Raw genomic sequence first — 15,017 nt, 5'->3', positions numbered from 1 at the left:
AGAGAAACGACATGAGTGAGCTGGCGGATAAGGTCCAACAGGATTTGGTTGAGGCCATCGATAACGATGACCTGGTTCTGCCAACGTTACCGGAAGTGGCTCTGCAGATTCGCAAGGCCGCTGAAGATCCGGACATCAGCGTCAGCGACCTGAGCAAAGTGATCGGCCGCGACACAGCGTTGTCGGCGCGCCTGATCAAAGTGGTCAACAGCCCGCTGCTGCGTGCCACTCAGGAAGTCACCGACCTGCACACCGCCATCACTCGGCTCGGCGTCAATTACAGCAGCAATCTGGCGATCGGTCTGGTGATGGAGCAAATCTTCCACGCCCGCTCCGACGTGGTCGAACAAAAGATGCGCGAAGTCTGGCGCAAGAGTCTGGAGATCGCCGGCGTCAGCTACGCCCTGTGCCGCCGCTACACCCAACTCAAACCCGATCAAGCCGCGCTCGGTGGACTGGTTCATCAGATCGGCGTGCTGCCGATCCTGACCTACGCTGAAGACCACTACGAATTGCTGTCCGATCCCGTCAGCCTCAACCATGTGATCGACCACATTCACCCGCTGCTCGGCGACAAGCTGCTGCGGGTCTGGGAATTCCCCGAGCGTCTGGTGGAGTTGCCGGGTCTGTATGAGGACCTCAAGCGCGAATCGCAACAGATCGATTACGTCGACATCGTGCAAGTGGCCAGCCTGTATTGCCACAAGGACACCGACCACCCGATGGCCCGCATCGATCCGTTCAGCGTGCCGGCGTTCCGCAAGCTCGGCATCGATCCGGAAAACAAGGCGCTGTGCGCCGATCTGGAAGAATCGCGGTCGATGTTCTACTGATCAACCGGCGACAAAACTCACCCGCACCTTCAAACCCGCCTGTTCCCCATCGTGCAGACTGATCTGCGCCAGATGCGCGCGGCAGATTTCCCCGACGATCGCCAGCCCGAGCCCGGAACCGGCCACCTGCTGGTTGCGCCGGTAAAAGCGTTCGAACACCCGATCCCGCTCCTCCAGCGGAATGCCCGGCCCATCGTCTTCAACCTCCAGCACCGCCGGCGCCGTGACCCGCAGGATCACGTTGCCGCCCGGCGGCGTGTGCGCCAGCGCGTTATCCACCAGATTGCTCAGCAACTCGTTGAGCAACGTCGGCTCGCCACGCAGCCAGACCGGCTCGTCCGCCTCCAGCGCCAGCGCGACACCCCGCGCGTGGGCCAGCGGCGCCATGGCCATGCCCAGTTCCCGCGCCAACTGACTCAGATCGAGCAACTGCGCACCGCCCTCGGCAATCGCCCGGGCGCCGTTTTCCACGCGGGCCAGCGACAACAACTGGTTGGCCAGATGGGTCAGGCGATCCGTGCTTTGCGCCGAAGATTCCAACGTGTCGCGCCAGGTCTGCGGCTCGTTTGAGCGCAAGCCCAGTTCAAGCCGCGCCTTGAGCGCCGCCAGTGGCGTGCGCAACTCGTGGGCCGCATCGGCGATGAACTGCGCCTGCCGCTCGAACTGCCCGCGCAGGCGCTCGGTAAAGTGATTGAGCGCTCGCACCAATGGCCACAACTCGTGCTGCACTTCGACCAACGGCAAGGGCCGCAGGTCATCGGGCTGACGCTCTTCCACTGCCGTGCGCAAACGCTCGATCGGCCGCAGCGCCGCACTCACCGCAAACCACACCAGCAACAACGCGCCAATCGCCAGCATCCCGAGCCGCAGCAGCGTATCGGCCGCCAGACTGCGGGCCATGCTGACGCGCGCCTCGTCGGTTTCGGCAACGCGAATCTCCGCCATGCCGTTCATGTTCGGTTCGCTCACTGCCTTGAGCAAACTCACCACGCGCACGTTCTGCCCCTGATATTTCGCGTCGTAAAAGCGCGCCAAGGCAGGATAGCTGTCGGTTCTCGGTGTGCCCGGCGGCGGGCCCGGCAGGTTTTCGTAGCCGGAAATCAACTTCTGGTTGATGTCGTTGACCTGGTAATAGATGCGCCCGGCGCTGTCGTAAGCGAAGGTATCGAGCGCCACATAAGGCACGTCGGCACTGAGACTGCCATCGCGCTGGGACAGACCGGCGGCGATAGTCCGTGCTGACGCGAGAAGTGTGCGGTCGTAGGCGGTGTCGGCGGCTTCGCGACCGTTCCAGTACGCGCTCAATCCGCTGGCGAGCATCAACACCACCAGCAGCAGCGCGAGGTTCCACACCAACCGCCAGCGCAGACTGCTGGGCTTATGCATCGCGGCTTTCCAGCAGATAGCCCAGACCGCGAAAGGTCACGATGGCCACTGAATGGCCGTCGAGCTTTTTGCGCAGGCGGTGCACGTAGATTTCGATGGCGTCGGGGCTGGCCTCTTCGTCGAGACCGAATACCTGAGCAGCCAGTTGCTCCTTGCTCATCACCCTTCCCGGACGGGCAATCAACGCTTCGAGCACCGCCTGCTCGCGGGAGGTCAGCGTCAGCAGTTCTTCGCCGAGGGTGAAGCGCCGGGTATCGAGGTCGTAGGCCAGCACGCCGCAACGTTGCTGACGTTCGCCGCCGAGTACGCTGCGGCGCAACAGGGCTTTGACCCGCGCTTCGAGTTCGGTGAGTTCGAACGGCTTGGCGAGGTAATCGTCGGCCCCAAGATTGAGCCCATGGACCCGATCCTTGACGTCGCTACGGGCGGTCAGCATCAGCACCGGCAAGTTCTTGCCCCGGGCCCGCAGGCGCGCCAGCACCTCGAAACCGTCCATGCGCGGCAGGCCGACATCAAGGATCGCCACCGCGTATTCCTCGCTGCCCAAGGCCAGGTCGGCAGCAACGCCATCGTGCAAGACATCCACGGTCAGACCGGTGCTCTTGAGCGCCTGGGCAACGCTTTCGGCCAGCGGCAAATGGTCTTCGACGAGCAGGACACGCATGGATCTCTACCTCATTCAGGGATGGCCGACGCCATTCTTTGCGGCGGAGTTTACAGCCGCAACCGCCACTGTGAAGCCCGAAAACACGCGAAAGAATACTGAAAGGTTAGCGAAAGGTTGGGCCGTTACAGTCGCTTCACCGAGGGTCCCGACTGCCGACCTTCGCCGTTTTCTCCGTTCCTGCACCATAGCTTCAAAACGTAGCTCTCGAAAAACGCCACGATGCGTTTTCGCCAATAAGAACAATAACGAGGTACTGCATCATGCTGTCCACACAGCTTAAGGTTGACCCGTTTCATTCTTCCTCTCGTATTTCCCCGTTTTCGCTTGTCAGCGCCATCGTCGGCTGCGCGGCGTTCAACCCGTCCGGGTCTGAGCCTGTCAGCCTGCACGCGCGAAACTGCCGCACCTGAAATATCCCCAAAAACAACAACTCCCATGGAGACACTCATGAACCGATCCCTGCGCCGTTTCGCCCTCGCCGCCGGTTGCGTATTGTTCGCCGGCCAACTGATGGCCGAACCCAAACGTCCGGAATGCATTGCCCCCGCCTCCCCCGGCGGCGGTTTCGACCTGACCTGCAAACTGGCGCAAAGCGCGCTGGTCAACGAAAAACTGCTGACCAAACCGATGCGCGTGACCTACATGCCCGGCGGTGTCGGCGCGGTGGCGTACAACGCCGTCGTGGCGCAGCGTCCGGCTGATGCGGGCACTTTGGTGGCGTGGTCCAGCGGTTCGCTGTTGAACCTGGCCCAAGGCAAGTTCGGTCGGTTCGATGAAACCAACGTGCGCTGGCTGGCGGCGGTCGGCACCAGCTACGGCGCCATCGCGGTGAAAAACGACTCCCCCTACAAAACCCTCGACGATCTCGTGCAAGCGCTGAAGAAAGATCCGAGCTCCGTGGTCATCGGCTCCGGCGGCACCGTCGGCAGCCAGGACTGGATGCAGACCGCACTGATCGCTAAAGCCGCCGGGATCAACCCGCGCGACCTGCGCTACGTCGCCCTCGAAGGTGGCGGCGAGATCGCTACCGCCCTGCTCGGCGGCCACATCCAGGTCGGCAGTACCGACATCTCCGACTCCATGCCGCACATCCAGAGTGGTGACATGCGCCTGCTGGCCGTGTTTGCCGAGAAACGCCTGGACGAGCCGGAAATGAAAGACATCCCGACTGCCCGCGAACAGGGCTACGACATCGTCTGGCCGGTGGTGCGCGGTTTCTACCTCGGGCCGAAAGTCAGCGATGAAGACTACGCCTGGTGGAAAGCCTCCTTCGACAAACTGCTGGCCTCCGACGACTTCGCCAAGCTGCGCGATCAGCGTGAACTCTTCCCGTTCGCCATGACCGGTCCCGAGCTGGACACCTACGTCAAGAAGCAAGTGGCGGACTACAAGGTGCTGGCCAAAGAGTTCGGCCTGATTCAGTGATCGTCTCTGTCTAGCGTCCATGGCCCTTTCACCGGGGCCATGGCAGGAGTTCCCTCATGCTTATTCAACGCATTTTTGCCTCGGTGCTGTTGCTGGCCTGCGTCGGCCTGGCACTGATGGCGTGGCCTTACCAGGCGGCGTTTTCCTACGAACCGGTCGGTCCCCGGGCGTTTCCATTGCTGATGCTCGGCCTGATGGGCCTGGCGTTGCTGTACATGGTTTTTCGTCCAGCGCCCATCAAGCACAGCGACGACGAGCCGCCACTGGACCGCGAAACCCTGACCAAGATCGGCATCTGCGTGGCCCTGCTGCTGGTGTTCGCCGGCACTTTCGAACCCCTTGGTTTCATCGTCGCCAGCATCATCGTCGGCGTACCCATGGCCCGACTGTACGGCGGCCGCTGGTTGCCGAGTGTGGTGATCATCAGCCTGATGGCCGTAGGTCTTTACCTGCTGTTCGACCGTTTGATGGACGTTCCGCTGCCCCTCGGCCTGCTCGACGTTCTGGAGAACTGATATGGATACTCTCGGTTATTTGGGTCAGGGCTTCGGCGTCGCGCTGAGTCCGTACAACCTGGTCACGGCCCTGACCGGCACGCTGATCGGCACCGTGGTCGGCTTGTTGCCGGGTCTGGGGCCGATCAATGGCGTAGCGCTGCTGATCCCCATCGCATTCGCCCTCGGCTTGCCACCGGAATCGGCTCTGATCCTGCTGGCAGCGGTGTATCTGGGCTGCGAATACGGCGGCCGGATCAGTTCGATTCTGCTGAACATCCCCGGCGAAGCCTCCACCGTGATGACCACTCTCGACGGCTACCCGATGGCCCGCAAAGGCCTGGCTGGCGTGGCGCTGTCGTTGTCGGCATGGAGTTCGTTCATCGGCGCCTTCATCGCCACCTGCGGCATGGTGCTGTTCGCACCGCTGCTGGCGAAATGGGCGATTGCCTTCGGGCCGGCGGAATATTTCGTGCTGATGGTGTTCGCGATTGTCTGCCTGGGCGGCATGGCCGGTGACCGACCGCTGAAAACCTTCATCGCGGCGTTGATCGGCCTGTTCCTGTCCAGCGTCGGCATCGACGCCAATAGTGGCGTGTACCGTTTCACCGGCGACAACATTCACCTGACTGACGGCATTCAGTTCGTGGTGCTGGTACTGGGCCTGTTCTCGGTCAGCGAAATTCTCTTGTTGCTTGAAAAAACCCATCGCGGCCAGGAAGCGGTAAAAGCCACCGGCCGGATGATGTTCAACTTCAAGGAAGCGGCTTCGGTGTTCGTGGTGAACATCCGTTGCGGCCTGCTCGGTTTCATCATGGGTGTGTTGCCGGGTGCCGGCGCGACCCTGGCCAGCGCCGTTGCCTACATGACCGAGAAACGCATCGCCGGAGCCAGCGGCAAGTTCGGTCAGGGCGACGCTCGCGGCCTCGCTGCGCCGGAAACCGCCATCGGTGCCTCCGCTTGCGGCGCGCTGGTGCCGATGCTGACCCTCGGCGTTCCGGGTTCGGGCACCACGGCGGTGATGATTGGCGCCCTGTCGCTGTACAACATCACTCCGGGCCCACTGCTGTTCCAGCAGCAACCGGACATCGTCTGGGGCCTGATCGCCTCGCTGTTCATCGCCAACATCATGCTGGTGATCCTGAACATCCCGATGATCCGTATCTTCACCCGCATCCTCGCTGTACCGAACTGGGCACTGGTGCCGGTGATCGCGATCATTACCGGGATCGGCGTCTACGCCGTGCACGCGACCACGTTCGACCTGTTCCTGATGGTAGGCATCGGCATCTTCGGCTACATCCTGCGCAAACTGGACTTCCCGCTGTCGCCAGTCCTGCTGGGCTTCATCCTCGGCGGCCTGATGGAGCAGAATCTGCGCCGGGCGCTGTCGATTTCCAACGGTGCGCTGGAGATTCTCTGGTCGAGCCCGATCACCTTCGGTGTCTGGGTGCTGACAGCGATCATGTTGCTGATGCCACTGCTGCGCATCTGGCGCAAACGCTCTGCCGCGCAACGCGCTATCGCCGATGTCTGATCGGCTCTCCCTTAAAACGTGGTGGGGAACCCCGCTGGTCGGTCTGCTTGGCGGTTACATCGCCAGCCAGATCGGCTGGCCGCTGCCGTGGATGGTCGGCTCGTTGCTGGCGATCATCCTGGTGCGCTGCCTGACCCCGTGGCAATTGACCGAAATCCCTGGCGGCCGCAAATGCGGCCAGTGGATCGTCGGGATCGGCATCGGCCTGCACTTCACCCCGCTGGTGATGGAGCAGGTACTGAGCCACTTCGGCCTGATCTTTTTCGGCGCGCTGGTCACCAGCCTGTCGGCGGTGGTCGGCGTGTGGCTGATGCGCCGCACCGGTGAGGATCGCGCCACGGCATTCTTCTCCAGCATGCCCGGCGGCTCCGGCGAGATGGTCAACCTCGGCGCACGCAACGGCGCGATGCTCAGCCATGTCGCGGCCGGGCAGAGCTTGCGGGTGCTGGTGGTGGTGCTGTGTGTGCCGGCGGCATTCAAATATCTGCTGGGCGATGGCGCCCCGATTTCTCACGCCGGCAGCGTCGACTGGCGCTGGCTGGCGATTCTTTTTCCGGCGGGCGGCCTGCTCGCCTGGTTTTGGCAACGTTTGCGCCAGCCCAATCCGTGGCTGTTCGGGCCGTTGCTGGTCAGCGCGGCGGTGAGCATCGGCTGGGATCTGCACATAGGCCTGCCCAATGGTGGCAGTCAGATTGGTCAGTGGCTGATCGGCAGCGGATTGGGCTGTCACTTCAACCGGCAGTTCTTCCGCCGAGCGCCGTCGTTCATGGGGCGCACGTTGATCGGTACGGCGCTGACCATGTTGATAGCGACACTGGCGGCGTTGGGACTGAGTGCCATGACCCATCTGGATCTGCGATCACTGACCCTTGGCATGATGCCCGGCGGCATTGCGGAGATGAGCCTGACGGCGGAAACCCTGCAACTGTCGGTACCGCTGGTAACGGCGATGCAGGTGATGCGGCTGTTGTTCGTGTTGTTTCTAGCGGAACCGTTGTTCAAGTACTGGAACCGTAATCCCGAAGCCTGATCCGGTTTTGATCGTTCCCACGCGGACGCCTCGACGTGGGAACGAGATTAACCGCCAGCCCTGAGCATCAGACCACCGACGGCAGACGCCACTCGATCGGCGCTTCGCCGTTCTGCTCCAGGAACTTGTTGGTGCGGCTGAAATGCCCGCAACCGAGAAAGCCGCGATAGGCCGACAGCGGCGACGGGTGCACCGAGGTCAACACCAGATGCTTGGTGGCGTCGATCAGCTTCTGTTTGCTCTGGGCATGGGAACCCCAAAGCATAAATACCAGATGCGGCTGCCGCTGACTGACCACCTCAATGATCCGGTCCGTGAAGAACTGCCAACCCTTGTCCTTGTGCGCATTGGCGTTGGCGCGCTCTACGGTCATGGTGGTGTTGAGCATCAGCACGCCCTGATCCGCCCAGCTCTGCAAGTAGCCGTGGTTGGGAATGTCGATGTTCAGGTCGCGCTTCAACTCTTTATAGATGTTGACCAGCGAAGGCGGCGCCGGCACGCCCGGTTGCACCGAGAAACACAAGCCGTGGGCCTGGCCCGGGCCGTGGTACGGATCCTGGCCGAGGATGACCACTTTCACCTTGTCCAGCGGCGTCGAATTCAACGCATTGAAAATCAGCGGTCCCGGCGGATAGATTTCCTTGCCGGCCGCCCGCTCCTGCTGCAGAAAAGTGCGCAACTCTGCCATGTAGGGCTGGTCGAATTCGGCACGCAGTGCCTCCTTCCAGCTCGGTTCGAGTTTGATACGGTCGTCAGCAGTCATGGTCATACCCGGCAAAATCAGTGGGGCGAACCCTAGGAAAGCCGACCACGCTTGTCAATTGATCTGACGCAGATCCGGCACTTTCCCACACAGCGATCATACTGATCGTTCAAATTCCCGATCGAGGTCACGATGAATCTGCACTTCGAAGAACTCACCGGCACCGACGGCGCACGCATCGGCGTGGCCACGCTGGATGCCGAAAAGTCGCTCAATGCGCTGTCCCTGCCGATGATCCACGCCCTGAGCGACAAACTGAACGCCTGGGCCAAGGAGCCGCAAATCGTCTGCGTGCTGCTGCGCGGTAACGGCGCCAAGGCCTTCTGTGCCGGTGGCGAAGTGCGCAGCCTGGTGGAAGCCTGTCGCGCCCATCCCGGCGAGGTTCCGCCGCTGGCCGCGCAGTTTTTCAATGCTGAATATCGGCTGGACTACAGCCTCCACACCTACCCGAAGCCGCTGATCTGCTGGGGCCATGGATATGTGCTCGGCGGCGGCATGGGCCTGCTGCAAGGCGCGAGCATCCGGATCGTCACGCCGAGCAGTCGACTGGCGATGCCGGAAATCAGCATCGGCCTGTACCCGGATGTCGGCGCCAGTTGGTTTCTGTCGCGGCTGCCGGGCAGGCTCGGTTTGTTCCTGGGTTTGACCGGCGCACACATGAACGGTCGCGATGCGATCGATCTGGATCTGGCCGACCGCTTCCTGCTTGACGACCAGCAACAGGAACTGATCGACGGCTTGTTGCAGTTGAACTGGCAGGAACAGACCGCCATGCAGCTCAACAGCCTGCTCAAAGCGCTGCAGCAGGAAGCCGTGGCGCAAATGCCTGAGGCGCAATGGCTGCCGCGTCGGCAGCAGATCGATGAATGGCTGGACGTCAGCGACGTGACCTGCGCCTGGAAAGCCCTCAGCCTGCATCGCGACAGCAGCGATCTGTTGATTGCCCGTGCCGCGAAAACCATGAGCGAAGGCTCGCCACTGACGGCGCATCTGGTCTGGGAACAGATCGTCCGCGCCCGCCACTTGTCACTGGCCGAAGTCTTTCAGATGGAATACACCCTGAGCCTCAATTGCTGCCGGCATCCGGAGTTCAGCGAAGGGGTCCGGGCACGACTGATCGACAAGGACCACAAACCGCACTGGCACTGGCCGGACATCGCCCGGGTGCCGGACGCGGTGGTCGAGGCGCACTTTCACAAGGTGTGGGAGGGGCGGCATCCGTTGGCGGATCTGTCGCAATACTAGAACCTATCGTTACCCGCGATGGCAGTCTTTTGGGCTCTGTCGCGGGAAGTTTGAGCCCGTTGCGAAACTATCTGCGATCAAATATTCAACTCATAAAACGCGATTATTTCCTTCATTGCCCGCAACGCCTCTTCATCATTTCTCGGCAAGATATCCTCTACGTCCCGTAAGGGAGGTAGAGGGTGCAAAAGCTCAGTGAGCTGGTTCGCCGTGTAATTTTTAACAGCGCCCTCTTCTCCTTGAACGCTGATGAAGCTGATAGCGGCATCGCCTCCTGAAAAGTGTTCGGAGACACGAACCTTTGGAGACATGCCATAACTCACTACGATGACGAGATCATTCCGTTCACGGTGGAACTTGAGTTGACCAATCGACAGTCCGACCTCCGAAAAATCTATACCGTCAGTTCCGCCGCCGGCATTGATTACCAGGTCTCGCCCAAGCCCATCATATTTATAAACATCATTGCCCCCGCCACCGGACAAGGTGTCATTGCCCGGCCCACCGTAAAGCACTTCATCACCTGAGCCACCGCCGAGCAGATCATCTCCTTGCATCCCTCTTATTTCACCAGTGCCGCTGAGGGTGTCATTACCGCGACCGCCCACGAGCGGTAGAAAACGGTTGTCTCGAAAAGACTTAACCTGAGTAGCGTACTGAACGGTGATGCCATGATGATAAGTATCGGGGGCAATGCCTAAGCGGCTAACGACGTCTTTAAAATTGATGCTCGAGCCATCAGCAAACCTCACCCTTTCAATTCCGGAACCACTGAGATCGTTCGGATTGGGCAAAACGATTCGTACTTTTTGAGTTCCGCCCCATTCGATATCGAGTGTGGTGTACAGCATCTGGGCTCGAGGCGGTTGACGATGAGCCCCACGCGGTGGGGTGGGTGACAGTTCAATATTTACCGCCTCAACCAACACAGCACCCCAGGTTAGTTTCAACTTATCTGGTTTCGCCTCTTCCGGAAGAACGACGGTATCAATATCAAGCCCCCCAAACTCTTCATGCCACCCAGAGGCTCCAACCTCGGGGCGCAAAAAAACAGGGTCAAGAACGTCGGCAATAATGGTGGTTGCGCCATCATGCGCTTCAACTATGTAAGTGTCGGGACCGTTTTCGCCGTAAAGCCAATCTTCTCCCGGCCCACTGATCAAATAATCGGCACCCGCGGAGCCGAGCAGTGTGTCGTTGCCTGCGCCAGCTGATAAAAATGCGCCTGGGATCCTGTCGCTCACCCCGCCGTACTTAAGCACTGAACCAGCATAGGTAACCACCAAGTCATCTCCTGCACCGCCATGAAAGAGATTTCCCACTTCGAGATTTACCCTGCCGCCAGCGTCATTACCATGAACAACTTTATGCTTGATCGTTTGGGTAGTAGAGCTCCAGCGAAACGCTTTACGAACAATTTCATGATTTTCAAAACTGCCAGCGGGGTACACGTACCACCCCAGAATAGCGCCCGAGTGGTCTATATCTTCGACTACAGCATCACCCACGTTGAACGAGAACCCCGAATAACTGGAGCCAGACGGGTAATATTTTGGCTTTTGTTTCGGTAATTGCGCAGTTTCTGCTTTTACAAACTTGAACGTGGTTTTCGTTGCAGAATTTGACTGCCTTTCAGTCACCACAGCGTCAGCGGCAATCGCCCCCATCCACTCAGGTGTATTGGAAAAGACTCCGGCTTCAACGTCCTCATGGATCAGTTCGGCGCTGATGGCATAGCCACTTTTGTCGGTAGCAATATGACTTCTAACCCAAACACCCTGATCGTTCAGTGCAAATCCTGATGCCTGCCGGGCCGCTGAGCGCTTTGTGTTCAGTTCCGAAAGAAAAAGGCTATCCCACCGGGTGTGACGACCCGTTTCACTGCCTTCCCTCTCAGTAGAAGCGGCTAAGTCATCGGGCAGTGTCTGGACGACTGCTTCGCTCTCACTCTCAATGTCCTGCTTTTTTTCGGGATCGGGTACCGCAGCAACTGTCGTAGACGGATCCGTTATATCTACCGGTTGCACCGTTAATTTGATTACATCCTGGAAATTCAGGATCACGCCGTCGCTGAACCTGAACGTCGAACCTGCCCACTTTTCATGGTGAAGAATCAGAAGCGCGTCACCAATACCATTCGACAGCCGCAACGCCGTGCCCACATCAAGATTGACGATCTTGGCCTGCAAGTTCTCCGCAGAAAATCCATCACCAAAACTTACGACATTGTTGCCACCTGTATCGGTAACAACATCCAGTCCATCACCCACTCCGAAGTAGAAAACATCGTTACCCTGCATCCCTTCCAGATAATCGTTGCCGGCACCACCCTCAAACACGTTATCGCCAGGGCCGCCACGTAAATAATCGACTCCCTCCCCGCCAACCAGTGTGTCGTTTCCGCCACCGCCCAGCAAAGTGTCGTTGCCTGAACCGCCATCAAGATAATCGGCGCCATGTTCTGCTTCGGATGTTCGCTCGTAGTCCCCTATCAAAAAGTCATCATCGGCACCGCCCAAAAGTGTATCGGCGCCCAAACCACCCCAGAGCGTATCGTTTCCTGAATTACCTTGAATGTGGTCATCGTTGGTTGCGCCCGCTTTCAAGTTGGGCTCATCGCCATCCAGAGCGTCAGCGCCTGATCCGCCTATCAGTGTGTCGGAGCCACCCAAGCCACGGAGTGTGTCGTCACCCGCACCGCCATCAAGATAGTCATCACCGTGATAACGAATCGGGTGTTCATGGTAATCACCAACTAACTCGTCGTTGCCGCTGCCACCGAAAAGTGAGTCATCGGCACCGCCGCCCCAAAGGGTGTCATTGCCCTCACCGCCATCCAGAAAATCACTTCCGAAAAAGTCTGCGGCATCACCCGAAACGCCTCGCAGCACCTCGTCATCACCTTTCAGCACATCATTGCCGCTGCCGCCGTACAACACGTCGCTACCACCGTTTCCGGCAAGGTAGTCATCGCCACTGCCACCCGCCAACAAATCGTTGCCATGATGGCGACTGTCGAGACCGCCACCCCAATCCAGGTTGTCTCCCGATAATGTGTCATCGCCACTCCCGCCAGCCAGCGTGTCATTACCCTCTTCGCCGTACAGTGTGTCGTCGTCACTTCCGCCATCGAGCAGGTCATCTCCCCTGCCGCCATTGATAAAATCCCGGCCACCCTGCCCATAGAGGATGTCGTCACCGCCCTCGGTGGGACTATTCAATGAAAATTTGTCAAAGACGCTACGCATGCTGATGACGCCATCACTGAGTGGAACGTCGATGCGCTTGACTGTCCAATTTTGCTCATGTGCACCGGTTGTTTGATCACCGGACAAATTGTCATCACCTGCTCCCCCAATCAGCGTGTCTCGACCGTTGCCGCCGAGCAGCACGTCTCGCGAGGCAGTGCCGACAAGCAGGTCATCACCCTGCCCACCATCCAGCCAATCGCCACGGCTGGCCTTTCCTTTTGTTGCATCGGCAAATGCATTTTCCAGCGTCGTCTGCTTGTCACCGAATAAACGATCGTTGCCTTCTTTGCCGAACAATCGATCAGACCCGCCAAGTCCAACGATCAGGTCATCTTTCGGTGATCCGTAAAGCAGGTCGGCTTTGTTCCTCTGTTTAACATTGGGCAAAAGCAAGGCGTTGCCCAACTCATCGTAAGAAGGCTGATCTCCGCGAACATTGGGGTCGTTATCTTTAATTTTCCAGTCGCCTTGAAGGACCAGATCGGGGACGGAGAAGGTCGGTCTTTGGTAATCAGGAAGATCAATTCCGAGCATCCCTGGCTTAAAGTTCTTTATGACGATGAGATCACTCAGTCCGTATTTAATGTTCAGCGTGGTTTCAGCCTGATCTTCAATGAGCGTCAAACTGATGGCTCGATCTTCCGTAAGCCAGATATTGCTGAGCGGAGCACTGCGTTCGAGAGGTGGGATCGGAAGTCCATTTATCAGCAACGCGCCCTCAACGTCCGCATCAAAAATTTCGTCGATTCCATCTCCGCTGGAGAACTCATACCGATCGTTACCCGGCCCGCCAGTCAGGGAGTCGTTACCTTTGCCACCCACCAAAACATCATCACCGACCATACCGTACAACGCATCATTGCCATCGCCTCCTGTTAAAGAGTCATTGCCGCGAGCCCCTTGGATAAAGTCGTTACCAGACAGTCCGCTCATGGAATCGTTGCCGTCACCGCCGTAAAGATGATCGGTATTTGTCCCGCCACCAAATGATCGTCCGCCGTCATCACCAAACATGACCAGAGGGTTTGAGACGCCGGTGGTCATAAGGGCCTGTTTGCCCGAAGCCAGATCCGAATAGGAAAAGGTCTGGACAGTATTTCGACCGAACGATCCATTGGTTCGCGCAATCAGCCGGGCCAGCATTTCAGAGCGATCGGCAAGCCACTGTTCAGTGATGAAGCCCTCGCCCGTTTCTGGGTCGTAAAGCTCCAGGCCGCGTCCGGAAAAACCGTCGGCCCGCTCAATCACGATTTCGCTTAGTTGCTTGAGGGAATTGCGTAACGCGGCGCCGATTGGCGTTGCCTGACTGGCCAACGTTGCCCAGTCCTTGGCACTGCCATACTCGCCAATGGTTCTGGTAACGATGCTTTGCGATTGAGACGGAGAAAGTGCGGAGAAAAATGTGTAGGCATTGGAGGCGAAGGTTTCGTCGGTGGTAGGCGTGGCGGCCGAGTTTCCGTCGTAGGTTCGCCTGAGCATGTCAAAGAAATCATTCAGGTTATATCGCAATATCAGGCTGACAATAGGTGAGATGGGCGTACCTTTCACCACATGCTGAATCAGTGGATTGATGCTGCCACTGGCGAGAGCGATATTTATTTGTTCGGGCAGAACTGAAAACAGGCTTTCAACCATATTCGACCCGAAGTTTTTAATCACTGCCTGCAATGCAACACTGTATGAGTCCACGGCAAACAGAACATTCTTTAGGTCATCAAGCCTGTTTAACTTGGCAAGATGATGATTCCCTTTTATATGGGAATCCGGATCACCGGCGGAGATCAACCTCCAAGTTTCATATGGTTTTTCTCCACCCAACAGGCTGAAGCCGATTGTTCCAGACCATCCCGCATTACGACTGGTAGCTGTATCAATTTCATCAACATCTTCACGAAATAATACTTTACCAATAGCGCTCGCATCGATTTCTGCAATTTGGCTTATGGAGGGCACAGTCCATGGAGCCAAATCATGCTCAACGGAGCCTTTTATCAACGTATTCATGAGATTGACAGCCACCTGATTAGATGACTGTTGCATCTTCGAATCGCTGATTTTTTTATTTAACCTTAACTCCCCCTGCCGCAGGGTATAAGCTCGGATCAATGCAGAATAAGCGCCCACTCCGCCATTTGCATCAATTGCTACATCGAGCCAGAGTTTGGCATCTTTAAAAATGCCCATCACGCTCTCATCGAACGCAGAACCGCCTAAGAATTTCCCACCCAAAATATTCGACAATGTACGATAAAGTACAGCGCAGTTTCGCCCCTCCACTGCCATCGCAAAATACTCTTCCTCCTCGACATTGAATTTCATTCCCTCACAAATATTTGCAGCCTGCAAAATTTCCAACTTTTCCAAACCACTGAATATATAGCTCATA

General features: G+C 58.3%; 10 protein-coding genes. 6 read left to right on the top strand and 4 right to left on the bottom strand.

All coding sequences use genetic code 11. From position 1 onward, the window contains the following. The first annotated feature begins 11 nt into the window (after positions 1-11). Positions 12-833: an HDOD domain-containing protein gene (locus I5961_RS06875; RefSeq protein WP_085700590.1), complete on the top strand. Its 822-nt coding sequence runs from the start codon at positions 12-14 to the stop codon at positions 831-833. Here the strand turns inward: I5961_RS06875 and I5961_RS06870 are convergent, their stop codons facing one another. Next, positions 834-2,219 (bottom strand): sensor histidine kinase, encoded by a 1,386-nt coding sequence (locus tag I5961_RS06870; protein ID WP_085683188.1) that lies wholly within the window; start codon positions 2,217-2,219, stop codon positions 834-836. It abuts the gene before it with no gap. Then, the gene (locus tag I5961_RS06865) at positions 2,212-2,883 is read right to left on the bottom strand and encodes a response regulator (protein ID WP_085683189.1); all 672 of its coding nucleotides are present in this window, start codon (positions 2,881-2,883) and stop codon (positions 2,212-2,214) included. Before I5961_RS06865 ends, I5961_RS06870 begins: the two co-directional genes overlap by 8 nt. A 450-nt stretch (positions 2,884-3,333) precedes the next feature. On the opposite strand from I5961_RS06865, the gene I5961_RS06860 reads away from it, so the two are divergent. From I5961_RS06860 to I5961_RS06845, 4 genes are read left to right on the top strand one after another with little or no spacing between them, the layout of a single operon-like run. Then, the gene (locus I5961_RS06860; RefSeq protein ID WP_085700589.1) at positions 3,334-4,311 is read left to right on the top strand and encodes a Bug family tripartite tricarboxylate transporter substrate binding protein; all 978 of its coding nucleotides are present in this window, start codon (positions 3,334-3,336) and stop codon (positions 4,309-4,311) included. Positions 4,312-4,367: 56 nt separating this feature from the next. Further along, entirely contained in the window at positions 4,368-4,826 is a 459-nt protein-coding gene (locus I5961_RS06855) for a tripartite tricarboxylate transporter TctB family protein (RefSeq protein WP_227234728.1), read from the top strand. Between the two features lies 1 nt (position 4,827). Further along, on the top strand, positions 4,828-6,342 hold the full coding sequence (locus I5961_RS06850; RefSeq protein WP_085703824.1) for a tripartite tricarboxylate transporter permease: 1,515 nt from the start codon (positions 4,828-4,830) through the stop codon (positions 6,340-6,342). Next, entirely contained in the window at positions 6,335-7,372 is a 1,038-nt protein-coding gene (locus tag I5961_RS06845; RefSeq protein WP_085700586.1) for an AbrB family transcriptional regulator, read from the top strand. The genes I5961_RS06850 and I5961_RS06845 overlap by 8 nt, the downstream gene beginning before the upstream one ends. 67 nt (positions 7,373-7,439) lie before the next feature. Here I5961_RS06845 and ung read toward each other — a convergent pair whose 3' ends face one another. Then, positions 7,440-8,135, bottom strand: coding sequence for a uracil-DNA glycosylase (ung, locus tag I5961_RS06840; protein ID WP_085683353.1), 696 nt, complete (start codon positions 8,133-8,135; stop codon positions 7,440-7,442). Positions 8,136-8,267: 132 nt separating this feature from the next. Between ung and I5961_RS06835 the strand changes: the two genes are divergently transcribed. Then, complete coding sequence (locus I5961_RS06835; protein ID WP_227234726.1) at positions 8,268-9,380, top strand: enoyl-CoA hydratase/isomerase family protein; 1,113 nt, start codon at positions 8,268-8,270, stop codon at positions 9,378-9,380. 77 nt (positions 9,381-9,457) lie between these two features. Here the strand turns inward: I5961_RS06835 and I5961_RS28590 are convergent, their stop codons facing one another. Next, entirely contained in the window at positions 9,458-15,016 is a 5,559-nt protein-coding gene (locus tag I5961_RS28590) for a calcium-binding protein (protein ID WP_264373525.1), read from the bottom strand. Between the last annotated feature and the right edge of the window lies 1 nt (position 15,017).

This window comes from Pseudomonas sp. IAC-BECa141 (genome assembly GCF_020544405.1).
Lineage (GTDB): Bacteria > Pseudomonadota > Gammaproteobacteria > Pseudomonadales > Pseudomonadaceae > Aquipseudomonas.
Note: the sequence above shows the minus strand (reverse complement) of the source record. Positions and strands in the feature narration are given on the sequence as shown.

Bases quoted from the DNA above. Each gene is read 5' to 3' on its own strand.
- I5961_RS06875 (WP_085700590.1), top strand. From the start codon at position 12: ATGAGTGAGCTGGCGGATAAGGTCCAACAGGATTTGGTTGAGGCCATC.
- I5961_RS06870 (WP_085683188.1), bottom strand. From the start codon at position 2,219: ATGCATAAGCCCAGCAGTCTGCGCTGGCGGTTGGTGTGGAACCTCGCG.
- I5961_RS06865 (WP_085683189.1), bottom strand. From the start codon at position 2,883: ATGCGTGTCCTGCTCGTCGAAGACCATTTGCCGCTGGCCGAAAGCGTT.
- I5961_RS06860 (WP_085700589.1), top strand. From the start codon at position 3,334: ATGAACCGATCCCTGCGCCGTTTCGCCCTCGCCGCCGGTTGCGTATTG.
- I5961_RS06855 (WP_227234728.1), top strand. From the start codon at position 4,368: ATGCTTATTCAACGCATTTTTGCCTCGGTGCTGTTGCTGGCCTGCGTC.
- I5961_RS06850 (WP_085703824.1), top strand. From the start codon at position 4,828: ATGGATACTCTCGGTTATTTGGGTCAGGGCTTCGGCGTCGCGCTGAGT.
- I5961_RS06845 (WP_085700586.1), top strand. From the start codon at position 6,335: ATGTCTGATCGGCTCTCCCTTAAAACGTGGTGGGGAACCCCGCTGGTC.
- ung (WP_085683353.1), bottom strand. From the start codon at position 8,135: ATGACTGCTGACGACCGTATCAAACTCGAACCGAGCTGGAAGGAGGCA.
- I5961_RS06835 (WP_227234726.1), top strand. From the start codon at position 8,268: ATGAATCTGCACTTCGAAGAACTCACCGGCACCGACGGCGCACGCATC.
- I5961_RS28590 (WP_264373525.1), bottom strand. From the start codon at position 15,016: ATGAGCTATATATTCAGTGGTTTGGAAAAGTTGGAAATTTTGCAGGCT.